The 24,371-nt window shown below is 60.8% G+C and carries 13 protein-coding genes; 6 read left to right on the top strand and 7 right to left on the bottom strand.

What is annotated here, in order from left to right:
* Positions 1-20 precede the first annotated feature (20 nt).
* From rfaP to glnE, 5 genes are all read right to left on the bottom strand, one after another.
* Positions 21-827: a lipopolysaccharide core heptose(I) kinase RfaP gene (gene rfaP, locus CKW29_RS08035; protein ID WP_095144695.1), complete on the bottom strand. Its 807-nt coding sequence runs from the start codon at positions 825-827 to the stop codon at positions 21-23.
* Positions 824-1,948: a glycosyltransferase family 4 protein gene (locus CKW29_RS08030; protein ID WP_095144694.1), complete on the bottom strand. Its 1,125-nt coding sequence runs from the start codon at positions 1,946-1,948 to the stop codon at positions 824-826. Before CKW29_RS08030 ends, rfaP begins: the two co-directional genes overlap by 4 nt.
* Positions 1,948-3,009, bottom strand: coding sequence for a lipopolysaccharide heptosyltransferase RfaC (gene rfaC, locus CKW29_RS08025; protein WP_095148261.1), 1,062 nt, complete (start codon positions 3,007-3,009; stop codon positions 1,948-1,950). Before rfaC ends, CKW29_RS08030 begins: the two co-directional genes overlap by 1 nt.
* A 1-nt stretch (position 3,010) precedes the next feature.
* On the bottom strand, positions 3,011-4,045 hold the full coding sequence (gene waaF, locus CKW29_RS08020; protein ID WP_095148260.1) for a lipopolysaccharide heptosyltransferase II: 1,035 nt from the start codon (positions 4,043-4,045) through the stop codon (positions 3,011-3,013).
* Positions 4,046-4,181: 136 nt separating this feature from the next.
* On the bottom strand, positions 4,182-7,121 hold the full coding sequence (glnE, locus tag CKW29_RS08015; RefSeq protein WP_095148259.1) for a bifunctional [glutamate--ammonia ligase]-adenylyl-L-tyrosine phosphorylase/[glutamate--ammonia-ligase] adenylyltransferase: 2,940 nt from the start codon (positions 7,119-7,121) through the stop codon (positions 4,182-4,184).
* Positions 7,122-7,504: 383 nt separating this feature from the next.
* On the opposite strand from glnE, the gene aceE reads away from it, so the two are divergent.
* From aceE to msrA, 5 genes are all read left to right on the top strand, one after another.
* Complete coding sequence (aceE, locus tag CKW29_RS08010) at positions 7,505-10,150, top strand: pyruvate dehydrogenase (acetyl-transferring), homodimeric type (RefSeq protein ID WP_095144690.1); 2,646 nt, start codon at positions 7,505-7,507, stop codon at positions 10,148-10,150.
* Positions 10,151-10,161: 11 nt separating this feature from the next.
* Complete coding sequence (gene aceF, locus CKW29_RS08005; protein ID WP_095144689.1) at positions 10,162-11,790, top strand: dihydrolipoyllysine-residue acetyltransferase; 1,629 nt, start codon at positions 10,162-10,164, stop codon at positions 11,788-11,790.
* A 336-nt stretch (positions 11,791-12,126) separates the two neighbouring features.
* Complete coding sequence (locus tag CKW29_RS08000; RefSeq protein WP_095148258.1) at positions 12,127-13,530, top strand: alkaline phosphatase; 1,404 nt, start codon at positions 12,127-12,129, stop codon at positions 13,528-13,530.
* A 283-nt stretch (positions 13,531-13,813) separates the two neighbouring features.
* Positions 13,814-16,507, top strand: a complete 2,694-nt coding sequence (locus tag CKW29_RS07995) for a bifunctional diguanylate cyclase/phosphodiesterase (protein WP_095144687.1) — start codon at positions 13,814-13,816, stop codon at positions 16,505-16,507.
* A gap of 71 nt (positions 16,508-16,578) precedes the next feature.
* Positions 16,579-17,229 (top strand): peptide-methionine (S)-S-oxide reductase MsrA, encoded by a 651-nt coding sequence (gene msrA / locus CKW29_RS07990; protein WP_095148257.1) that lies wholly within the window; start codon positions 16,579-16,581, stop codon positions 17,227-17,229.
* 69 nt (positions 17,230-17,298) lie between these two features.
* Here msrA and CKW29_RS07985 read toward each other — a convergent pair whose 3' ends face one another.
* Positions 17,299-18,141 (bottom strand): 23S rRNA (adenine(2030)-N(6))-methyltransferase RlmJ, encoded by an 843-nt coding sequence (locus CKW29_RS07985; protein ID WP_095148256.1) that lies wholly within the window; start codon positions 18,139-18,141, stop codon positions 17,299-17,301.
* A 192-nt stretch (positions 18,142-18,333) separates the two neighbouring features.
* Entirely contained in the window at positions 18,334-19,818 is a 1,485-nt protein-coding gene (gene putP / locus CKW29_RS07980) for a sodium/proline symporter PutP (protein ID WP_095144679.1), read from the bottom strand.
* Positions 19,819-20,278: 460 nt separating this feature from the next.
* Here putP and putA point away from each other — a divergent pair, with 460 nt between their 5' ends.
* The gene (gene putA, locus CKW29_RS07975; RefSeq protein WP_095148255.1) at positions 20,279-24,232 is read left to right on the top strand and encodes a trifunctional transcriptional regulator/proline dehydrogenase/L-glutamate gamma-semialdehyde dehydrogenase; all 3,954 of its coding nucleotides are present in this window, start codon (positions 20,279-20,281) and stop codon (positions 24,230-24,232) included.
* Positions 24,233-24,371: the final 139 nt, after the last annotated feature.

The raw sequence follows: 24,371 nt of genomic DNA, 5'->3' as shown, positions 1-24,371 counted from the left end.
GTTGCGGCTCGAAACCCGCATCAGAGCGCATCGCCATAGCGCTGCTTGCGCTCGTACAGCTTGTTGGCCTTGCCGTCGAGCCAGGCCAGCAACGAGGCTTCTTCGCGCAGGATCTGGCGCAATGGCTGCAGGAAATAGCCCTTGAGGAAACGCAGCTTGTCGCGGCGCGTCAGGCCAATGTCCAGCGCCGAGAAGTACAGCGCAGCCAGGTCCTTGTTGCGCCAACGCCTGGTGATCGCCGGGCGGGTCTGGGCACGGTGCAGGTCGATGACCGAAAGCTTGAAGTCATCGGCCGTGACCGGCTTGTCGGTGTGCAGCAGGAAGTGGCAGATGTAGCAGTCGCGGTGGTTGACCCCAGCGCGGTGCATCATGCCGGTCATGCGCGCCACTTCAGCAATCAGCGCACGCTTGAGCCGGGGTGCAGGTGGCTGCTTGAGCCAATCGAGGCTGAAGTCTTCCAGGCTGACCGTCGGTGCCAGTTCTTCGGTGACGATGAACGAGTGCTGGTCGGCCGGATTGCTACCCCGCTCGCCATAAGCGACGGCGGTCATGGTGGGCACGCCGGCTTCCTGCAAGCGCTGGATCGCCCGCCACTCCTGGCCCGCTCCCAGAACCGGCAACTTGGCGGTGAGCAGGTTCTTGAAGATTTCACCCCAGCCAATACCACGGTGAATTTTCACGAAAAACCCGTTCCCGCCCACTTCAGTGCGCAGGGTACGGCGAGCTTCGAGCTCACGGTAAACCTCGCCCTTCAGGCCTTCGACTTCGGTGAACGCATCGCGTCCGGCCCAAAGGCTCTTGAACGGTTCGGCAAGAATCAACTTCATCGGTGTTGCTCCGCCAGAATCACATCCGCCGCATGTTGCGGCATGCTGTAGAGGTCGGCCGTGTCGGCGAACGCCAGGCCATTGCGGCTCCAGGCCGCACGCGCTGCGTTGTCGCTCAACATGGTCGTCAGGTACTGCGTGAGCTGCGCCTGCTCGAACGGTTCATCCAGCACCAGGCCGCTATCGGCCTCGGCGATGTAATGCGCATACCCGCACACCGCGCTCACCAGCACCGGCAAGCCGGCCACCAGCGCTTCAAGCAGCACCGTACCGGTGTTTTCGTTGTACGCCGGATGGATCAACAAGTCGGCGCCCAGCAGGAAGCGCGGGATATCGCTGCGCCCCTTGAGAAATTGCACGTTGTCGCCAAGGCCCAGCGCAGCACTCTGCAACTGGAATACCTTGGGGTCGTCCTGGCCGATGACAAACAACCGGGTGCGCTTACGCAGTTCCGCCGGCAGTGCAGCCAGTGCCTTTAGGCTGCGATCGACGCCTTTGGTCTTGAACCCGGAGCCGATTTGCACCAGCAGCAATTCGTCGTCGCCCAAGGCGAATTCACGGCGGAAATCCGCACGAATTTCGGCGGCGTTGGGCGGTGCCCGACGGTCCTGGGCAATGCCCGGCGGCAGCAGGTGGAAGCGCTCGATGGGCGTGTCGTAATGCTTGATGAACAGCGGCTGCTGTACTTCGGAGATCATCAACACTTCGGTTTTTGCATCTTTGGCAAACACCGCGCGCTCGTATTCGGCGAAGTGCCGGTAACGACCCCAGCGCCGGTACAACGAGTTGCGCAGGTTCTGGGCCTTGTCCTCGAAGCAGCCGTCGGCGGCGTAGTAGACGTCCAGGCCCGGCATCTTGTTGAAACCGATCAGCCGATCCACCGGACGCTTGGCCAGGTCGGCCGCCATCCAGGCACTGAGTTTCTCGTTGCGCCGATGGTTGAAGATCGCCTTGACCGGCGCCACCAGCACTTCGAAACCCGGAGGCACGTCCCCCTCCCAGATCAGCGTGTAAACGCGGATTTGATGCCCTCGCTGCTGGCATTCCAGCGCAATGCGCATGAAATCACGCTGCAGGCCGCCAAACGGGAAATATTTATAAAGGACAAAAGCCAATTGCATCAGCGCAGCTCCTCAGCCATTAACATCGTGCTCAGTCGGCTCGCGACACGCTCGGGATTCAGGCGAGTGAAGCACAACGGCCACTCGCGCTTGAGATCGAACCGACGCTGATCTTCAGCTGTCGGTTGATAAGTACATTTCTTTTGCAGGCAGGGTGCGCACGGGAAGTCGCTCGCCATGTGCACCTGGCTCTTGCCATAGGCGCCCGTCAGGCCCGGATTGGTCGGGCCAAACAGCGACACCGTCGGCACGTCCAGCGCGGCAGCCAGATGGCCAAGGCCGGTATCCACCGCCACGCAAGCCTGCGCGCCGGCCAGCACCTTGGCGACACCGGCCAGGTTCAGCTTGGGCAGCACTTCGGCGTTGCGCAGGCCATGGGCGATACGCTCGGCGCGCGCCTTCTCCGTCGGGTTGCCCCACGGCAGCTTCACCGCCATGCCCATGTGCCCCATGCGCTCGGCCAGTTCACGCCAGTAGGCTTCCGGCCAGTGCTTGGTGTCCCACGTGGTGCCGTGCAGGAACAGCACATAAGGGTTCTTGCGCGGCAGTTCGACCAGGCGCTCGACATTCAGGCCATAGTCGCCCAGGCCTTGCGGCAGGTCGTAACCCAGCGCCACCGCGAACAGCTGGCGCAAGCGCTCGACCGCATGCTGACCACGCGCCACCGCCAGTCGGCGCGAGTAAAAGCGCGCGGCCAGGGGCTCACGGGCCGAATGCTGGTCCAGCCCGGCCACCGGGGCTTTGACATAACGTGTCAGCCAGGCGCTCTTGAGCAGGCCCTGGGCATCGATCACCAGGTCGTATTTTGTCGCGCGCACGCGTTGCTTGAAGCGCTTCCACTCACCGCTCTTGAGGGTTTGCCAGACGTTCTTGCGCCAGCGACGGATCGCCACCGGAATCACCTTGTCCACCGCCGGGTGCCAGGTCGGGATTTCGGCGAAGCCTTCTTCCACCACCCAGTCGAACTTGATCCCCGGGATGGCCCGCGCCGCATCGGTCAGCGCTGGCAACGCATGGATCACGTCACCCAGCGAAGAGGTCTTGATCAACAGTACCCGCAACTTAATGGACCTCGACCACGGAGCCCTGCAGTCGCTGCAAGGCATCGTTCACCGGATCCGGCGTCAGTTGACGCAGGCAGTTGTAATGGCCAAAACGGCAGGTGCGATCAAAGCAAGGGCTGCACTCGATACCCAGGCGCACGATCTCGACATGCTCGGCCAGTGGCGGGGTAAAGCCCGGCGAAGTCGAACCGTAGATCGCCACCAGCGGGCGGTTCAGCGCGGCGGCCACATGCATCAGGCCCGAGTCGTTGGACACCACCGAGTCAGCGCAGGACATCAGGTCGATGGCCTCGGCCAGCGAGGTGCCGCCACTGAGGTTCGTCGCCTCTTCACGCAGGCCCGGAATCAAGCGCGCGCGGATGTCTTCGCCGACGGCGTGATCGTTTTTCGAGCCGAACAGCCAGACTTGCCAGCCGTCGCGAATCTTCGTCTCGGCGACCTTGGCGTAGTGCTCGGATGGCCAGCGCTTGGCTTCGCCAAACTCGGCACCTGGACACAGCGCCAGCACCGGACGGTCAAGGGTCAAGCCGAACTTGGCCAGCGCGGCGTCGCGGCTGGTCGAATCGATTTGCAGGCTTGGACGTGGGTACGGCGTGGGCAACTCGGTACCCGGCTCATACGCCAGCGCCATGAAGCGCTCGATCATCAGCGGGTAACGGTCTTTATCCAGGGTGCGCACATCGTTGAGCAGGCCGTAGCGGAACTCGCCACGCCAACCGGTGCGTTTGGCGATACCGGCAAAAAAAGGCACCAGCGCCGACTTCAGCGAGTTGGGCAGCAAAATTGCCTGATCGTACTGGCCGACCAGGGATTTGCCGATCCGCCGCCGCGTCGCCAGCTCCAGCGCACCATGACCGAGCGGAAAGCTCAAGGCCTGGCGAACTTCGGGCATGCGCTCGAGGATCGGCCGACTCCACTCGGGGGCCAGCACGTCGATCTCGCACTGTGGGTGACGCTGCTTCAGACACTGGAAGAGTGTCTGAGCCATCACCATGTCACCGACCCAACTGGGCCCAACGATCAGAATTCTCATAGTTATCCACAAACGAGCGGGGAGGCATGACCAGTCTTCCTGGTGGCCTCCCCGTCTTATTTATCCAGGCTTTATGTGAGTAGTGTACGCCACTCGGCAATCCTGCATTTTGCTTGCCCCGCCTGACGGCGCCTCCTCAGCTCAAACCCAGCCACGCCCAGATCCGCAGGATCTCACGCCGCTCGGCGGCAAACTGATCCCCCGGCACCACCCCGGCTTCATTCTGCAAAGCCTGGCGGTGCGCCGCGGAGCGATAGGCTTTATAGACCTCTCGCAGCAGGCTGGCATCTTCGGCGGGCATCAACCCGACCTCCTCAAGCCCCTCCAGAATGCGGATGTTATCCGTATAACGCAGCAGCGAAGGGTGGGCGTCGGACCACGCCAGAGCAGCGTATTGCACCATAAATTCAATATCGACGATACCACCGGCATCCTGCTTGAGATCAAACGGCGCCGTGGCTTCGAAGGCATTGGCAGCCGTGCCGGCAGCGGTGCTCTTGGTCCCCAGGTTGTCGCGCATCTTGGCGCGCATCTCACTGACTTCCTGCCGCAGCTTGAGCAAGTCCCGGGCACGTCCCAGCACTTTGGCGCGAACCTTCTCGAAGGATTGCCCAACGTCCTGACTGCCCACCAACACCCGCGCCCGCACCAGCGCCTGATGTTCCCAGGTCCAGGCTTCGCTCTCCTGATAGCGCTCGAACGCGCCGAGCGAGCTGACCAGCAGCCCCGAGGCCCCCGAGGGGCGCAAGCGCATGTCGACTTCATACAGCTGGCCGGAGTTGGTCTGAGTGGTCAGCAAATGAATGATCCGCTGGCCCAACCGGGTGAAGAACTGCGCGCCATCGATGGGTTTGGGCCCATCGGTTTCGGCCACAGGGTCTGCGTCGTGGATAAACACTAGATCCAGGTCCGAACCATGCCCGAGCTCCAGCCCGCCGACCTTGCCGTAACCGACAATCACAAAGCCCGGGTCACACAGGGTGCCGTCGGGGCGTTGTGGCGCGCCATACTTGGCTGCCGTCTGCCGCCAGGCCAGCGCCAGCACCTGCTCCAGAATCGCTTCGGCGAGCCAGGTCAGGTAATCGCTGACCTTCATCAACGGCAGGCTGCCGGCAATTTCCGAGGCCGCCACGCGCAAGCGGTGCGCCAGCTTGAAATGGCGCAAGGCTTCCATTTGCTGCTCAAGGTCATCCTCGGGGATGCGCGTCAGGCGCTCACGCAGTTCGGCGGCCAGTTCCGGCGCCATCGGTGGCTTAAACAGCCGGCCTTCATTGAGCAACTCGTCGAGCAGCAGCGGGAAGCGAGTGATCTGCTCGGCAATCCACGGACTGGCCGCACACAAGGTCAGCAATCGACGCAGCGCGCCAGGGTTTTCCGTGAGCAGCACCAGATACGCCGAGCGCCGCGCCACCGCTTCAACCAGAGGCAACACCCGCTCCAGCACCAGGTCCGGATTGGCGTGTTCCACGGCCTGGGCCAGCAAACGGGGGATAAAGGCATCGAGACGCTCGCGCCCCAGGCGCTGCATCGCTCGCAACTGCGGACTGCCACGCAGGCCGGCAAGCGCCTTGAGCGCCTTGGGGGCATCGGCAAAGCCGCCCTCTTCCAGCTGACGGCAAGCGGCCTCCTCGTCCTGGGCTTCTTCCCAGAGTGGCAACCACTCACCGCCGACTACCACTTCGCTTTCCTCGCCGTCCTCTTCATCCGGGTCAGCGATCACTTGACGAAAGTGCCAGTCGACCCGGCCGCGCCAATACATCAGTTGCTCATGGAACGCCGTCCAATTGGCGAACCCCAGCATAAAGGCAATACGCGCCTGGTCCTGCTCGCTGTCGGGGAGCATTTGCGTCTGCCGGTCGGCAATCGCCTGAATCGCATGCTCGGTGTAACGCAGGAACTCATAGCCCTCGCGCAGTTCGCTGATGACCGCCGGCGGCAAATAACCCTGCCCCTCCAGCGTGCCAAGGACTTTTAACAGAGGACGCTGCTGCAGGCTCAGGTCGCGGCCGCCGTGAATCAGCTGGAAGGCCTGGGCAATAAACTCGACCTCCCGGATCCCGCCGGCCCCCAGCTTGATATTGTCGGCCATGCCCTTGCGCCGCACTTCCTGCTGGATCAGCTGTTTCATGGTGCGCAGCGCTTCAATCGCCGAGAAATCCAGGTAACGCCGATAGACGAAGGGACGCAGCAGGTCGAGCAACTGCGCGCCCGCCTGCTGATCACCGGCCACCACCCGCGCCTTGATCATCGCGTAGCGTTCCCAGTCGCGGCCCTGGTCCTGGTAATACTGTTCCAATGCATTGAAGCTGAGCACCAGTGCACCGGACGAACCGTAGGGGCGCAGGCGCATGTCGACGCGGAAGACAAAACCATCGACGGTGATCGGGTCCAGCGCCTTGATCAAGCGTTGGCCCAGGCGAATGAAAAACTCCTGGTTGTCCAGCGCCCGCTTCACCCCAACCGTTTCGCCACCCTCGGGGTAGGCGAAGATCAGGTCGATGTCGGAGGACAGGTTAAGCTCCACCGCACCGAGCTTGCCCATGCCGAGAATCACCATCTGCTGCGGCTCGCCGCTGCGCCAGCCCATGGGCGTACCAAATTGCTGGCAGTGGCGCTGGTACAACCATTGATAGGCCTGATCGATACAGGCATCGGCCATGTCGGACAGGTCGCGGCACGTCTGGACCAGATCGGCCTGGCGGGTCAGGTCACGCCAGATAATCCGCACCTGCTGCCGGTTGCGCTGACGACGCAGGACCCGGCCCAACTCATCATCCGTGGCTGCACTTTGCGTGGCCGTCGCGATTTGCCCGCACAACTCGCCAGGGGCGAAGGCGCGATCCAGCTCCCCGGACTGCACAAGCGTGAGCAGCATCAAGGGATCACGCACGCACTGTTCAATGACAAAGTCGCTGGCGGCCGTTACCCGGGCGAAGTCCGCCCAGCGTTCAGGCGCCCAGGAAGACAAGCCATGGTCGTCATCCAGCGCGGCGACGGCGGCGCGAAAGGATTGCTCGGCGCGGCTGACAAACGGCAGGAGAATGGCGGGCAGCGGGGCAAGCGAAGGGAGGCTCATGGTCTATCCTTGATCGGCGTAGAAGGGGCGGTCTGTAGTGATCGCATCAAATGCACTACGCAAAGGACTGTCGAACAAAAGTTAGAAATAGCTGAAATTTCTGTTTTTTTGGTAGCCAGCATCAAGCTTTTACCTTTTCTGGTTGGCTAAAGACCAAGAGTAACGATTATTCTCACAACGAAACAGGAGGCCACAAGCCGTACTTCTGTAGTTTTACTACTCGTATATACATTCGAAAGGCTGAAATGGCCGACGATTTGTAGTAAAACTACACGCCGCCGAGTCAACCTACCGGCAATCCAAGAATTCATAACGTCTGCCCACAAGGCCAGTCGCTAACTCAGGCAACCGATTCTGGTAGCCTTTCCGCCCTGGAGCAAGCCATGCAAGACCTCGATCCCGTCGAAACCCAGGAATGGCTGGACGCCCTGGAATCGGTTCTCGACAAAGAAGGCGAAGACCGTGCTCACTATCTGATGACCCGTATGGGCGAACTTGCGACCCGCAGCGGCTCGCAGCTCCCTTACGCCATCACCACGCCGTACCGCAACACCATCCCCGTGACCCACGAAGCACGCATGCCTGGCGACCTGTTCATGGAACGCCGCATTCGCTCGTTGGTACGCTGGAACGCGATGGCCATGGTGATGCGTACGAACCTGAAAGATTCTGACCTGGGCGGTCACATCTCCAGCTTCGCCTCCAGCGCAACCCTGTATGACATCGGCTTCAACTACTTCTTCCAGGCCCCGACCGACGAACACGGCGGCGACCTGATCTACTTCCAGGGCCACACCTCGCCAGGCGTTTACGCCCGTGCGTTCATGGAAGGCCGCATTACCGAAGACCAGATGAACAACTTCCGCCAGGAAGTCGACGGCCAGGGCTTGTCGTCCTATCCGCACCCTTGGCTGATGCCTGACTTCTGGCAGTTCCCGACCGTATCCATGGGTCTGGGCCCGATCCAGGCGATCTACCAGGCACGTTTCATGAAGTACCTGGAACACCGTGGCTTCATCCAGCCAGGCAAACAGAAAGTCTGGTGCTTCCTGGGCGACGGCGAGTGCGACGAGCCGGAATCCCTGGGCGCGATCTCCCTGGCCGGCCGCGAGAAGCTGGACAACCTGATCTTCGTCATCAACTGCAACCTGCAGCGCCTCGACGGCCCGGTTCGCGGCAACGGCAAGATCATCCAGGAACTCGAAGGCGTATTCCGCGGTGCACAGTGGAACGTGACCAAAGTCATCTGGGGCCGTTTCTGGGACCCTCTGCTGGCCAAGGACGTCGACGGCATCCTGCAACGTCGCATGGACGAAGTCATCGACGGCGAGTACCAGAACTACAAAGCCAAAGACGGCGCGTTCGTACGTGAGCACTTCTTCAACACGCCGGAACTCAAGGCGATGGTTGAAGACCTGTCCGACGACGAGATCTGGAAACTCAACCGTGGCGGCCACGACCCGTACAAGGTCTACGCGGCCTACCACGAAGCGGTCAACCACAAAGAACAACCGACCGTCATCCTGGCCAAGACCATCAAGGGTTATGGCACCGGTGCAGGCGAAGCGAAGAACACCGCGCACAACACCAAGAAGGTCGATGTCGACAGCCTGAAGTTGTTCCGCGATCGTTTCGACATCCCGGTCAAAGACGACGAACTCGAAAACCTGCCGTTCTTCAAACCGGAAGAAGGCAGCGCCGAAGCCCGCTACCTGAGCGAGCGCCGTACCGCACTGGGCGGCTTCGTGCCTCAGCGTCGCGCCAAGAGCTTCAGCATCCCGACCCCGCCACTGGACACCCTCAAGGCAATCCTGGACGGCTCGGGCGACCGTGAAATCTCCACCACCATGGCCTTCGTGCGAATCCTCGCGCAACTGGTCAAGGACAAGGAAATCGGCCCGCGCATCGTTCCGATCATCCCGGACGAAGCCCGTACCTTCGGTATGGAAGGCATGTTCCGTCAGTTGGGCATCTACTCGTCCGTTGGCCAGCTCTACGAGCCAGTCGATAAAGACCAGGTGATGTTCTACAAGGAAGACCAGAAGGGCCAGATCCTCGAAGAAGGCATCAACGAAGCGGGCGCCATGAGCTCCTTCATCGCGGCCGGTACTTCGTACTCCAGCCACAACCAGCCGATGCTACCGTTCTACATCTTCTACTCGATGTTCGGCTTCCAGCGTATCGGCGACCTGGCCTGGGCCGCTGGCGACAGCCGTACCCGTGGCTTCCTGATCGGCGGCACCGCCGGCCGTACCACCCTGAACGGTGAAGGCCTGCAACACGAAGACGGTCACAGCCACCTGCTGGCTTCCACCATCCCGAACTGCCGCACCTACGATCCGACCTACGGCTACGAGCTGGCGGTGATCATTCAGGACGGCATGCAGAAGATGACCGAAGAGCAACAGGACGTCTTCTACTACATCACCGTGATGAACGAGTCGTACCAGCAGCCAGCCATGCCGGCCGGTGCCGAGGAAGGCATCAAGAAAGGCATGTACCTGCTCGAAGAAGACACCCGCGAAGCGGCGCACCACGTTCAGCTGATGGGCTCCGGCACCATCCTGCGTGAAGTCCGTGAAGCGGCGAAGATTCTGCGTGAAGAGTTCAACGTCGGCGCTGACGTCTGGAGCGTTACCAGCTTCAACGAACTGCGTCGCGACGGCCTGGCCGTTGAGCGCACCAACCGTCTGCACCCGGGCCAGAAGCCTAAGTTGAGCTACGTTGAAGAGTGCCTGAACGGCCGTAAAGGCCCGGTCATTGCCTCTACCGACTACATGAAACTGTTCGCCGAGCAGATCCGTCAGTGGGTACCGTCCAAGGAATTCAAAGTCCTGGGCACCGACGGTTTCGGCCGCAGCGACAGCCGCAAGAAACTGCGTCATTTCTTCGAAGTCGACCGTCATTTCGTGGTGTTGGCAGCCCTTGAAGCACTGGCTGACCGTGGTGACATCGAACCTAAGGTCGTGGCTGAAGCCATCGCCAAGTTCGGTATCAACCCGGAAAAACGCAACCCACTGGACTGCTGAGGAGAGACTCTGTGAGCGAACTCATTCGCGTACCTGACATCGGCAGCGGTGAAGGTGAAGTAATTGAACTGATGGTCAAGGTCGGTGATCGCATCGAAGCTGACCAGAGCCTGCTGACACTTGAGTCGGACAAGGCGAGCATGGAGATTCCGGCCCCCAAGGCCGGCGTCATCAAGAGCCTGAAAGTGAAGCTGGGCGATCGCCTGAAAGAAGGCGACGAACTGATGGAACTGGAAGTCGAGGGTGCCGCTGCGGCACCCGCGGCGCCAGCCGCTGCTCCTGCTCCGGCCGCCGCGGCTCCTGCTGCTGCGCCAGCACCGGCTGCTGCCCCAGCGCCAGCTGCGGCACCTGCTGCTGCCACCATTCAGGACATCCACGTCCCGGATATCGGCTCGTCGGGCAAGGCCAAGATCATCGAGCTGCTGGTCAAGGTCGGCGACACCGTCGAGGCTGATCAATCGCTGATCACCCTGGAATCCGACAAGGCCAGCATGGAAATCCCTTCGCCGGCTGCCGGCGTGGTGGAAAGCATCGCGGTCAAACTCGAAGACGAAGTCGGCACTGGCGACTTTATCCTCAAGTTGAAAGTGGCGGGCGCTGCGGCACCGGCTGCGCCAGCACAAGCGGCGGCTCCCGCGCCAGCGGCGGCACCGGCTGCTGCACCAGCCCCGGCTGTCAAAGCCGAGGCTGCGCCAGCCCCGGTTGCAGCACCTGCGCCAAGCGGCGCCAAGGTGCATGCAGGCCCGGCAGTACGCCAGCTGGCCCGCGAGTTCGGCGTCGAGCTGAATGCAGTGAGCCCAAGCGGCCCACACGGCCGTGTGCTCAAGGAAGACGTACAGGTTTACGTCAAAGCCATGATGCAAAAGGCCAAAGAAGCTCCGGCTGCAGGCGCAACCGGCGGTGCCGGTATTCCACCGATTCCGGTCGTGGATTTCAGCCGCTTCGGTGAAACCGAAGAAGTGCCGATGACCCGCCTGATGCAGATCGGCGCGTCGAGCCTGCATCGCAGCTGGTTGAACATCCCGCACGTGACTCAGTTCGACTCGGCTGATATCACCGAGCTGGAAGCGTTCCGCATCGCTCAGAAAGCCGTTGCAGAGAAGGCTGGCGTCAAGCTGACCATCCTGCCGCTGCTGCTCAAGTCGTGCGCGCACCTGCTCAAGGAACTGCCGGACTTCAACAGTTCGCTGGCGCCAAGCGGCAAGGCGATCATCCGCAAGAAGTACGTGAACATCGGCTTCGCGGTCGACACCCCGGATGGCCTGCTGGTACCGGTCATCAAGAACGTCGACCAGAAGAGCCTGTTGCAACTGGCAGCCGAAGCCGCCGCGCTGGCAGCCAAAGCCCGCGACAAAAAGCTCACCGCTGACGACATGCAAGGCGCCTGCTTCACGATCTCCAGCCTCGGCCACATTGGCGGCACCGGCTTCACGCCGATCGTCAACGCGCCGGAAGTGGCGATCCTCGGTGTTTCCAAGGCAACCATCCAGCCTGTCTGGGACGGTAAAGCCTTCCAGCCGAAACTGATGCTGCCGCTATCACTGTCCTACGACCACCGTGTGATCAACGGCGCCGCTGCGGCCCGTTTCACCAAGCGTCTGAGCGACCTGCTGGGCGACATCCGCACTATCCTGCTGTAAGACCGGGCGGCCCTCCCTCAACGGAGGGCCACTCGCGTTCCACGTTTTCCGAGCGCCACGCTCGTACCTCAACCCCGCCAATTTGGCGGGGCTTTTTTTGCCCGCAAAACAGCCCGCCACCTAGCACTGTCTTCAACACTCGTTGAAAGCATGCCCCCTGCCTACAAACAAAAAATAATCGGTACCACATCGACAGTTTACTCAGCCCACACCTGCAGTCTGCTTATCCATCAATATTTATCGCCTTGCGAGCAATAGGATAAGTTCGACAAAACACACTAAGTGCTTTGCCAAAACATACTGACTTTCACAGTTACATTGCGAACGGACTCGAAAATGTTCAAACTTAGCGTCGGCCCGATTATTGGCCATACAACAACTAATCACACACGTATATTCCTCCGTGGGAACCTGAAAAAGAATAACCCGGCATTTGCTGGAATACGTTATCGCCGCGCGGGTGATACCGATTGGTCCAACTCATTGTTTACTGCCTTGACACCCCTTCGCGACATGTCGAATGTCATCGCACTCAACAACCTGTCCAGCGATACTCAGTATGAATATCAGGCCGGCTGGTTCACTACCGGCAGTGCGACACACTCCCAGGAAACCCTGAAGGAGCTGCCACTGCAATGGCCCACAGAGATCTACCGCTTTCGTACCACTTCCAGTCAAGCCACCACACCTCGAAGCTACATGGTTGGCTCTTGTCGCTATTTACGCATGACGCTAGGCATCCCGTCATTGCCATCAAAGGGCGATAAGATCTACTCGGCCGTCTACCGCCTGGCACAAAAGTCCTCGCCACCTGCCAGCGCCTTTATCATGACAGGCGATCAGGTTTATGTAGACGACATGAACATTGTTGCGCCAGACCGTGAATACAAAGACATACTTAGCAAGTATCGAGCAGCCTTTTCTCAGCCGCACATCCAGGAATTAATGGCCTCACTCCCGACATACATGATTCTGGACGACCACGAAATAGAAGATAACTGGCCAGCCAAGGCCAACAACGATACAACGCTTTATCGTAATGCAATAACCGCGTATGAAATCTATCAAGCCAGCCATAGTCCCGTTCATGAACTGACGCCCGACGGACAACCAGACCGAACGCTGAAGCACTATTGGTATCAATTCTCGCAGGGAGACCTCGAGTGGTTCGTGACCGACAGCCGAACCCGTCGCAATCTCTCAGCCGACGATCGTCGCATCCTCGACACGGAACAGGAACACTCCCTGCTCGAGTGGCTGATCAACAGCCCGGCGCGCGTCAAATTCGTGGTGACCAGCGTCATGCTCTACCCCGACAGCAAAAGCCAGGACAACGACGCCTGGAAAGGCTTCCCCGAGCAACGCCTGCGCATCCTGGAAACCATCCGCCACAACAAGATCAAGAACGTGGTGTTCATAACCGGTGACGTTCACGGCTCACTCACCTGCCGCCTGCGTCACAGCCAGGACCCCGACTTCGAAGTACACACCCTCGTGTCCTCCCCGCTGTGCAACAGCGCATGGCTGCCCTACGCCAAAGCGTCGACATTCATCCTGGACCGCCCCCTGATGCAAACTCCTACGGGTGACTATCACCTCCAGTTAACGAGTGCAGTGGTCAGCCAGGACAACTTTGCCCACATGATTGTCGGCACAGAACAGATCCAAGTGGACTACTACGACCCGAACGGCAAGGTCTTGCAATCAGCACACATCCCACTGCACAACAACCTGTCGTAGCGACCGGAGAGACATTGCGTGCGTCGTTGAAGAGACCCATCCGGCACGATGACCAACAGGATGCCTGTCGCTGGCACGCCTGCCACAAAAGCAAACACCCTCACAGGCGGCAAGGGTTTCAGTTGTTTACTGCAGAAACCCTTCTTCCTGCCGATACGCTCTCATAGCACTTAGCCTTGATCCTCACTTGTCAGTCACTGCGCCATGATGCAACCTTGCCGCAGGCAGCAGTTAAGAGGGCGTGAGCCCGGCGCGTTCAGCACTTTCGAAGCGAGTTTCTTTCATGAAAAGCCATCCCGATGCCGCCAGCCGTATGGTGGCCGAGGTAGTGACGCAGTTGCCAGTGCCCTCGCGGCTCGGCATGCTGCGTTTCGAACGGCTGAATGAAGCAAGCTGGGCCCTGCTGTTTCTCGACCCCAACTGCGAACGCCAGTTCGGCTTGCCCGCTGTCGAGCTCTGCGCTCTGGTTGGCTCGCCCTACGCGAGCCTGATGGAGCCCGAAGCCCGCTATCAATTGCACGACACCATCCAGCAGCAACTGACACAAAGCCCCCATTACCTGATCCGGTACACCCTCCACACCGCCCAGGGCTCCCTGAGCCTGCTTGAACTGGGTGAAGCCTACAAACAGCACAATCGTCACCTGCTACGCGGCTATCTGCTGGTGGTCGACGGCCTGTTCGAAAACGATACGCTACTGTCGGCACTCGACCTGGAAACCCAGAACTCGCGCCTGCAAATCGCCCTGGAACTGAACCAGCGCGCCCAGCAGGAGCAACTGCTGCACCTGGAGCGCGTACGCGCCCAGCAGGACTTGATCCTGCTGCTCACACGCCAGCGCTACAGCAGCGGCAATTCGCTGCAGGAAGCGGCCCAACTGATCACCCGCAGTGCCTGCGACATCTACCAGATCGACAGCGCAAGCCTGTGGAACCTTGAAGGCCAGCACTTGGTAGCGGTTTCCGCCTACCACCGCGCCTCCCAGGAGTACCGGCTACCCGAGGCGATCGACGTCAGCGACTGCCCTGATTATCTGGAAGCCCTGCACACCTGCCGCGCCATTGACGCTCATAATGCGATGCACGACCCACGCACCCGGGAAATGGCCGAGAGCCTGCGCCCGCGCGACGTCAACGCCATGCTCGACGCCAGCATCCGCGTCGACGGCCACGTGGTGGGCGTGCTCTGCCTGGAACAGACCGGCGTGACCCGCGCCTGGCAATCGGACGAGATTGCCTTCGCCGGGGAGTTGGCCGACCAGTTCGCCCAAGTCATCAACAACCACAATCGCCGCAAGGCCACCAGCGCCTTGCACCTGTTCCAGCGTGCGGTGGAGCAGAGCGCCAACGCCTTTTTGCTGGTCAACCGCGACGGCGTGGTCGAGTACGTCAACCCAAGCTTCACGGCCATCACCCAGTACAGCACCGAAGAAGTCCACGGCCATCGTCTGTCGGAACTGCCGGCGCTGGAAAACCTCAGCGAACTGCTGTTCGACGCGCCCTCGAGCCTGGCCAAGAGCAACAGCTGGCAAGGCGAGTTCAGAAGCCGGCGCAAGAACCTGGAACCCTATTGGGGCCAGCTGTCGATCTCCAAGGTGTACGGTGACAACCGCGAGCTGACCCACTACATCGGCATCTACGAAGACATCACCCAGACCAAGCTCGCTCAACAACGCATCGAGCGCCTGGCCTACACTGACAACCTGACCAACCTGGGCAATCGCCCGGCGTTCATTCGCAACCTCGACGAGCGTTTTGCCCGCGACAGCGACAGCCCGATCTGCCTGTTGCTGGTGGACATCGACAACTTCAAGCGGATCAACGACAGCCTCGGCCACCAGACCGGCGACAAGTTGCTGATCAGCCTGGCCCGACGCTTGCGCAACAGCCTGAGCCCGAGTGGCAGCCTGGCGCGTTTCGCCAGCAATGAGTTTGCGGTACTACTGGACGACACCCACCTGAATGCCGGCCAACAAATTGCCAGCCAACTGCTGATGACGCTGGATAAACCGATGTTCGTCGACAACCAGTTGATCAGCGTTACCGGCTCCGTGGGCGTGGCCTGCGCGCCTTTGCACGGCCGCGACCCACAGACCCTGATGCGCAATGCCGGGCTGGCCCTGCACAAGGCCAAGGCCAATGGCAAGCATCAGGTCCAGGTCTTCACCGAAGCGCTGAACGCCGAGGCCAGTTACAAGCTGTTCGTGGAAAACAACCTGCGCCGCGCCCTGACGCAAAATGAACTGGACGTGTTCTACCAGCCCAAGCTGTGCCTGCGCACTGGCCGCTTGCTGGGGATGGAGGCGCTGTTGCGGTGGGACCATCCAGAAAAGGGCATGATTCGTCCGGATCAGTTCATCAGCGTCGCCGAAGAGACCGGACTGATCATCCCCATCGGCAAATGGATCGCCCGACAAGCCTGCCGCATGAGCAAAGCCCTGACCGCTGCCGGCCTGGGCAACCTGCAGGTGGCGATCAACCTGTCACCCAAGCAATTCTCCGACCCGGACCTGGTGTCGTCGATCGCCGGCATTCTCAAGGACGAACAACTGCCCGCCCAACTGCTGGAGCTGGAACTGACGGAAGGCCTGCTGCTGGAGGCCACCGAAGACACGCACTTGCAACTCGACCAACTCAAGCGCCTGGGCCTTACCCTGGCCATGGACGACTTCGGCACCGGCTACTCGTCGCTCAGCTACCTGAAGAAATTCCCGATCGACATCATCAAGATCGATCGCAGCTTCATTCATGAAATCCCGGACAACCAGGACGACATGGAAATCACCTCGGCCGTGATCGCCATGGCCCATAACCTGAAGCTCAAAGTGGTTGCCGAAGGCATCGAGACCGCCGAACAGCTGGCGTTCCTGCGTCGCCACCGCTGCGACGTCGGCCAGGGCTACCTATTCGACCGACCGATCCCGGGCTTTGATCTGATCGAGAAGCTCAAACGCTATCCACGCGGCCCAAACGCCTGACAGCGCTGTAACACTCGGGCACACTGACACTCTACTTAATCGACATCCCCAACCTGACTGGAGGACCGATCATGGTCTTGCGTTCGGAAATTCTGGTGAACAAAAACGTGCTCCCTACTAAAGAACAAGCTCTGCCTGGCCGCGAATCCCCGATGACCGTGCCGGAGAAACACTTCGTCAATAAGGACCAGTACATGCTCGGTCCATTCATTGGCAATGTGGAGTTCGCGATCTTCGGCCTGGGCTGTTTCTGGGGTGCGGAACGTAAGTTCTGGCAACGCGAAGGCGTCGTGAGCACGGCGGTGGGTTATGCCGGTGGCTTTACACCAAACCCGACCTACGAAGAAGTCTGCTCGGGCCTGACCGGCCACACGGAAGTGGTATTGGTGGTGTATGACCAGGACAAGATCAGCTACAAGGAACTGCTGGCCATGTTCTGGGAGCTGCACAACCCGACGCAGGGCATGCGCCAGGGCAACGACATCGGCACCCAGTACCGCTCGGTGATCTATGCCGTCAAACCTGAGCAACTGGAAGAGGCGAAAGCCAGTGAGGCGGTGTTCCAGGCGGAACTGACCAAGGCCGGCCTGGGCAGCATCACCACCGAGATCGAAGAAGCCCCGACCTTCTACTACGCCGAGGCCTACCACCAGCAGTACCTGGCGAAGAACCCCGAGGGGTATTGCGGGATTGGCGGTACAGGCGTGACCTGTCCGATATAAACAGCTATACGCTGCAAGCCTCAAGCTGCAAGCGTGATGCTCCCCCGCATTTAACTTGCAGCTTGAAGCTTATCGCTGCTCTTCGATCAACCAATCCATCTGCCACCCACCCTGGGTCTGGCCAAGCTTCTGCGCCAGCCAGGGCAGCAGCTCCCGCAGCTCCTCTTCCAGCCCCCACGGAGGATTGGCAATGGCCATCCCGGAGCCATTCAGGCTGTTGGGCGTATCCAGCGGATGCACCAGCAGTTCCACGCGCAACAGCTTCGGCGCGCCCGTACCGGCCAGGTCCTGATAGAAGCGACGCAACAGGCGCTGGTCCTTGACCGGGTACCAGATCGCTACCACGGATTGCCGCATCCGGCCAATCGCCTCTTTGAGGGAGGCGGCGCAGCGCTGCATCTCATCGAGCTTCTCGAACGGCGGATCGATCAGCATCAACCCACGCTTCTCGGGTACCGGCAACAACGCACGCGGGACATGCCAGCCTTCGCCAAGGTGCACCTTGACCCGGCGATCGCCCTTCATATTGTCCTTGAGCAGCAAGCCGTCTTCCGGATGTTTCTCGTTGAGCAGTACCCTGTCTTGCGGGCGAGTCAGGCGTCGTGCCAGCTCTGGCGAACCAGGGTAGTAGCGCAACTGGCCATCCGGGTTCATTTCATGCAGCACCTGCATGTAGTCCGCCGTCAGCAGCGGCAGATCCGGCTCGCCCCACAAGCGTGCGATACCTTCCAGGTATTCACCGGTACGGCTGGCCTGGTCGCCTTGCAGGTCATACAGACCAATGCCGGCGTGGGTGTCGAGATAGGCAAACGGCTGTTCCTTGCGCGACATCAGGGCGATGAGGCGGGTCAAGGTCAGGTGTTTGAACACGTCGGCGTGATTGCCGGCGTGGAAGGCGTGACGATAATTCATGGCTGCTCCTGCGAAGGAGGCGAAGTTTACCCTGTACCGCGCCCAGCGTCAGGGGTTCACAGCCGAGCGGGCCCCGGGACGCCGCCCATGCCGGTATCCGTCGGGCGGAGCTGGCACAAAAAAACGGCCCGCATCCAGTTGGCTGCGAGCCGTTCTTTTGTCAGTGATTGATCAGAACATTTGCCCTGGCAATCACTTGTTCAGGTGGAAATCTTTCTCGGCGGCGGCGAAACGCTGCAGCATGCCGGCCGTTGGCTCACCCATCTTGCTGACCAGGAAAATGGCCAGGCTGGCGAAGATGAAGCCCGGGATGATTTCGTACAGGCCCAGCAGTTCGAAATGCTTCCAGACGATCACGGTGAGAGCACCGACCACGATACCGGCCAGAGCGCCGTTACGGGTCATGCCTTTCCACAGTACCGAGATCAGTACAACCGGACCGAAGGCAGCACCGAAGCCGGCCCAGGCGTAGCTGACCAGACCCAGTACACGGTTTTCCGGGTTGGCGGCCATCACGATGGCAACCAGTGCTACGGCCAGCACCATGGCACGACCGATCCACACCAGCTCAAGCTGGGAAGCGTTCTTGCGCAGGAAAGCCTTGTAGAAGTCTTCGGTCAGGGCGCTCGAGCACACCAGCAACTGGCAGCTCAGGGTGCTCATCACGGCAGCCAGAATGGCCGACAGCAGCACACCGGCGATCCATGGGTTGAACAGGATCTTGGCCAGTTCGATGAACACACGCTCGTGGTTCTCACTGACCGGCATCGCCACGGCCGGATTCGCCGAGAAGTAAGCAATGCCGAAGAAGCCGACTGCAACGGTACCGCCCAGGCACAGGATCATCCAGGTCATGGAAATACGACGGGCGTTGGCAATCGATTTCACCGAATCCGCCGCCATGAAGCGCGCCAGGATGTGCGGCTGACCGAAGTAACCCAGGCCCCAGCCCATCAGCGAGATGATGCCGATGAACGTCGTGCCCTTGAGCATGTTGAAGTTGTCGGGGTTCTGCGCTTCGATCGCCAGGAACGTGGTGTCGACGCCACCGGTGGCCAGCAGCACGATGATCGGCGTCAGCAACAGGGCGAAGATCATCAGCGTGGCTTGTACGGTGTCAGTCCAGCTCACCGCCAGGAAACCACCCACGAAGGTGTAGGCAATCGTTGCCGCAGCACCGGCCCACAGCGCGGTCTCGTAGGACATGCCGAAGGTGCTTTCGAACAGACGAGCGCCCGCCACGATGCCGGAGGCGCAATAGATGGTGAAGAACACCAGGATCACGACGGCCGAGATAATGCGCAGCAAGCCGCTCTTGTCTTCAAAACGGCTGGAGAAGTAGTCCGGCAGTGTCAGCGCGTCACCGTTGTGCTCGGTCTGTACTCGCAGACGACCGGCTACAAACAGCCAGTTCAGGTAGGCACCGATGACCAGGCCGATGGCGATCCAGCTTTCAGACAGGCCAGACATGTAGATGGCGCCCGGCAGGCCCATCAACAACCAGCCACTCATGTCGGAAGCGCCGGCGGAGAGCGCGGTCACGACGCTGCCCAGGCTACGGCCACCCAGAATGTAGTCGGATAGGTTGTTGGTGGAGCGATAGGCCATGAAGCCGATCAGCACCATTGCTGCGATGTAGATCACGAACGTGATCAAGGTTGGATTGCTAGCACTCATTGAGTTACGCCCTGGCTTTGTTTTTATGTAGCGGCGGTCTGCTGAACCGCCGCCAAACGATTACGTTTGAAAGACGATCGGGTAATCCGCGCATTTATGACTGATGTTTCCCCAGGAAAGCCATCAGCCGATGAACTGTCTCGTGGACGGTTGCACCTTGGGCGCGAATCCTATTCAACAAAGCAAATAAGGTGCAACCAGTTTCACCCGAATAAGTTGCACCTAGTCGGAAATATTTTTTAGGTAAGGGTTTCTTGCTCCTTTTCGGAGCAAGAAACATCGCCAACCAAGACAAATAGCACCAAGCAGGAGCAGCACTCGCGTATCAGAATTTATTTCCTGACGAGCTGCCTGTTTTTCCGGCAAAAAAAGGTTGCACCCGGTTGCACCTCTTTCGGCGCACGGCTAATCTTGCCGCCAGCTGATGCCACGCAGTCGTGGCAAACATGAGGATAAAAATATGGCTACCACCACCCTTGGGGTCAAACTCGACGACCCGACCCGCGAACGCCTCAAGGCCGCCGCGACCTCGATTGATCGCACGCCGCACTGGTTGATCAAGCAGGCGATTTTCAATTACCTGGAAAAACTCGAGGGTGGTGCAACCCTGACCGAACTCAATGGTTCGGTCCGTCCTGAGCTGGATGAAGGCGCCGACATTCACGTCGACCACGCACACCAGTGCTTCCTTGAATTCGCTGAGAGCATCCTGCCGCAATCGGTACTGCGTGCTGCGATCACCGCCGCCTACCGTCGTCCGGAGCCGGAAGTGGTGCCCATGCTGCTGGAGCAGGCTCGCCTGCCGGCACCAATGGCCGAGGCCACCAACAAGCTGGCCGCCTCGATTGCGGAAAAACTGCGCAATCAGAAGAGCGCCGGTGGCCGTGCCGGCATCGTGCAGGGCCTGCTGCAGGAATTCTCCCTGTCGTCCCAGGAAGGCGTGGCACTGATGTGCCTGGCCGAAGCGCTGCTGCGTATTCCAGACAAAGGCACTCGCGACGCCCTGATCCGCGACAAGATCAGTACCGGTAACTGGCAGCCGCACCTGGGCAACAGCCCGTCGCTGTTCGTCAACGCCGCGACCTGGGGCCTGCTGCTGACCGGTAAGCTGGTCTCCACCCATAACGAAGCAGGCTTGACCTCGTCCCTGAGCCGCATCATCGGCAAGAGCGGCGAGCCGATGATCCGCAAGGGCGTCGACATGGCCATGCGCCTGATGGGCGAGCAGTTCGTGACCGGCGAAACCATCGCCGAAGCCCTGGCCAACGCCAGCAAGTTTGAAGCCAAAGGCTTCCGCTATTCCTACGACATGCTCGGTGAAGCCGCACTGACCGAGCATGACGCGCAGAAATACCTCGCGTCCTACGAGCAAGCCATCCACTCGATCGGCAAGGCTTCCCACGGCCGTGGCATTTATGAAGGCCCGGGCATCTCGATCAAACTGTCGGCCCTGCACCCGCGTTACAGCCGTGCCCAGTACGAGCGCGTGATGGACGAGCTGTACCCGCGCCTGCTGTCGCTGACCCTGCTGGCCAAGCAATACGACATCGGCCTGAACATCGACGCCGAAGAAGCCGACCGCCTGGAGCTGTCGCTGGATCTGCTGGAGCGCCTGTGCTTCGAGCCGCAACTGAGCGGCTGGAACGGTATCGGTTTCGTGATCCAGGCTTACCAGAAGCGTTGCCCGTACGTGATCGACTACGTGATCGACCTGGCTCGCCGCAGCCGTCATCGCCTGATGATCCGTCTGGTGAAAGGCGCCTACTGGGACAGCGAAATCAAGCGTGCCCAGGTCGAAGGCCTGGAAGGCTATCCGGTCTACACCCGCAAGGTGTACACCGACGTTTCCTACATCGCCTGCGCGCGCAAACTGCTGTCGGTACCGGAAGTCATCTACCCGCAGTTCGCCACGCACAACGCCCACACCCTGTCGGCCATCTACCATATCGCCGGGCAGAACTACTACCCGGGCCAGTACGAGTTCCAGTGCCTGCACGGCATGGGTGAACCACTGTACGAACAGGTTGTAGGCAAGGTGTCCGAGGGCAAGCTGAACCGTCCGTGCCGCGTGTACGCACCGGTCGGCACCCACGAAACCCTGCTGGCGTATCTGGTACGTCGCCTGCTGGAAAACGGCGCGAACACCTCGTTCGTCAACCGTATCGCCGACCAGTCCATCTCCATCCAGGAGCTGGTAGCCGACCCAGTGAACCAGATCGAGCAGATGGCCACGCTGGAAGGCGGCTTCGGCCTGCCGCACCCGCGCATTCCACTGCCACGCGACCTGTACGGCAGCGAACGCGCCAACTCCAGCGGCATCGACATGGCCAACGAACACCGCCTGGCATCCTTGTCCTGCGCCCTGCTGGCCAGCGCCCACAACAACTGGAAAGCCGCGCCGATGCTCGGTTGCGCCTCCAGCACTGAAACGCCTGTGCCGGTGTTGAACCCCTCGGACCTGCGTGACGTGGTCGGCCATGTACAGGAAGCGACCGTCGAAGACGTCGACAACGCCATCCAGTGCGCCCTGAACGCCGCTCCTATCTGGCAGGCCACCCCGCCAGCCGAACGCGCCGCGATCCTGGAACGTGCCGCTGACCTGATGGAAGCCGAGATCCAGCCACTGATGGGCCTGTTGGCCCGCGAAGCCGGCAAGACCTTCGCCAACGCCATCGCCGAAGTGCGTGAAGCCGTGGACTTCCTGCGTTACTACGCGGTGCAGGCCCGCAACGATTTCACCAACGACGCCCACCGCCCACTGGGCCCAGTGGTGTGCATCAGCCCGTGGAACTTCCCACTGGCGATTTTCAGCGGTCAAGTCGCCGCCGCACTGGCCGCCGGTAACCCGGTCCTGGCCAAACCGGCCGAACAGACCCCGCTGGTGGCGGCGCAAGCCGTGCGCTTGCTGCTCGAGGCCGGGATCCCGGAAGGCGTGCTGCAACTGCTGCCGGGCCGTGGCGAAACCGTTGGTGCCGGCCTGGTGGGCGATGATCGCGTCAAAGGCGTGATGTTCACCGGCTCTACCGAAGTCGCGCGCTTGCTGCAACGCAACATCGCCGGCCGCCTGGACTCCCAGGGCCGTCCGATCCCGCTGATCGCCGAAACCGGTGGCCAGAACGCAATGATCGTCGACTCCTCGGCGCTGACCGAACAAGTGGTCATTGACGTGGTTTCGTCGGCCTTCGACAGCGCCGGCCAGCGTTGCTCGGCCCTGCGCGTACTGTGCCTGCAGGAAGATTCGGCAGACCGCGTGATCGAAATGCTCAAGGGCGCCATGGCTGAATGCCGTCTCGGCAACCCGGAGCGCCTGTCCGTGGACATCGGCCCGGTGATCGACGCCGAAGCCAAGGCAGGCATCGAGAAACACATCCAGGGCATGCGCGACAAAGGTCGCAACGTGTACCAGGTCGCGATCGCCAATGCCGAAGAAATCAAACGCGGCACCTTCGTCATGCCCACCCTGATCGAACTGGAAAGCTTCGACGAACTGCAACGCGAGATCTTTGGTCCGGTGCTGCACGTGGTGCGCTACAAGCGTAAAGAGATCGATCAACTGATCGAGCAGATCAACGCTTCCGGTTATGGCCTGACGCTGGGCGTGCACACACGCATCGACGAGACCATCGCCAAGGTGATCGACAACGTCAACGCCGGTAACGTCTACGTCAACCGCAACATCGTGGGTGCCGTGGTCGGCGTGCAACCGTTCGGCGGCGAAGGCCTGTCGGGCACCGGCCCGAAAGCCGGTGGTCCGCTGTACCTGTACCGCCTGCTGTCGACCCGCCCTGGCGACGCCATCGAGCAATCCTTTGCCCGTGCCGACGCCGAAACCGCGCCGGACGTCCGTCTGCGTGATGCCATAAGCAAGCCGCTGACTGCCCTGCAAGCCTGGGCCGACAGCCACAAGCTCAGCGACCTGAGCGCCCTGTGCGTGAAGTTCGCCGCGCAATCGCAGAGCGGTATCACCCGCGTATTGGCAGGCCCGACCGGCGAGCGCAACAGCTACGCCATCCTGCCGCGCGAACACGTGCTGTGCCTGGCGGAAATCGAAGGCGACCTGCTGACCCAACTGGCAGCGGTACTGGCCGTGGGTGGCTCGGCAGTCGTGCCGGAGAATGAGCTGAGCAAGGCACTGCTGGCGCGCCTGCCAAAAGACGTGCAAGCACGCATCAAGCTGGTCGCTGACTGGACCAAGGACGAAGTGGTCATCGATGCGGTACTGCATCACGGTCACTCCGACCAGTTGCGCGCGGTCTGCCAGCAAGTGGCAACCCGTGCCGGCGCCATCGTCGGGGTTCACGGCCAGGCGCCGGGCGAAACCGGCATTGCGCTGGAACGCCTGGTGATCGAGCGCGCGCTGAGCGTCAACACCGCAGCGGCCGGTGGTAACGCCAGCCTGATGACGATCGGTTAAAAACAGCTGCAAGTTTCAAGCTTCAAGCGGCAAGTAAGAGCAGTTTGCGGTGTTCGCAATGTGCTTTTACTTGCCGCTTTTAGCTTGCTGCTTGCAACTGCTCCTCTATCACCCAAATCAATCATCCTGTTCACTCCAC

It is taken from the genome of Pseudomonas sp. Irchel s3a18, assembly GCF_900187535.1.
In the GTDB taxonomy this organism is placed as follows: Bacteria; Pseudomonadota; Gammaproteobacteria; order Pseudomonadales; family Pseudomonadaceae; genus Aquipseudomonas.
Note: the sequence above shows the minus strand (reverse complement) of the source record. Positions and strands in the feature narration are given on the sequence as shown.

Coding starts and splice junctions, on each gene's coding strand:
- rfaP (WP_095144695.1), bottom strand. CDS start 827: ATGAAGTTGATTCTTGCCGAACCGTTCAAGAGCCTTTGGGCCGGACGC.
- CKW29_RS08030 (WP_095144694.1), bottom strand. CDS start 1,948: ATGCAATTGGCTTTTGTCCTTTATAAATATTTCCCGTTTGGCGGCCTG.
- waaF (WP_095148260.1), bottom strand. CDS start 4,045: ATGAGAATTCTGATCGTTGGGCCCAGTTGGGTCGGTGACATGGTGATG.
- glnE (WP_095148259.1), bottom strand. CDS start 7,121: ATGAGCCTCCCTTCGCTTGCCCCGCTGCCCGCCATTCTCCTGCCGTTT.
- aceE (WP_095144690.1), top strand. CDS start 7,505: ATGCAAGACCTCGATCCCGTCGAAACCCAGGAATGGCTGGACGCCCTG.
- CKW29_RS08000 (WP_095148258.1), top strand. CDS start 12,127: ATGTTCAAACTTAGCGTCGGCCCGATTATTGGCCATACAACAACTAAT.
- CKW29_RS07995 (WP_095144687.1), top strand. CDS start 13,814: ATGAAAAGCCATCCCGATGCCGCCAGCCGTATGGTGGCCGAGGTAGTG.
- msrA (WP_095148257.1), top strand. CDS start 16,579: ATGGTCTTGCGTTCGGAAATTCTGGTGAACAAAAACGTGCTCCCTACT.
- CKW29_RS07985 (WP_095148256.1), bottom strand. CDS start 18,141: ATGAATTATCGTCACGCCTTCCACGCCGGCAATCACGCCGACGTGTTC.
- putP (WP_095144679.1), bottom strand. CDS start 19,818: ATGAGTGCTAGCAATCCAACCTTGATCACGTTCGTGATCTACATCGCA.
- putA (WP_095148255.1), top strand. CDS start 20,279: ATGGCTACCACCACCCTTGGGGTCAAACTCGACGACCCGACCCGCGAA.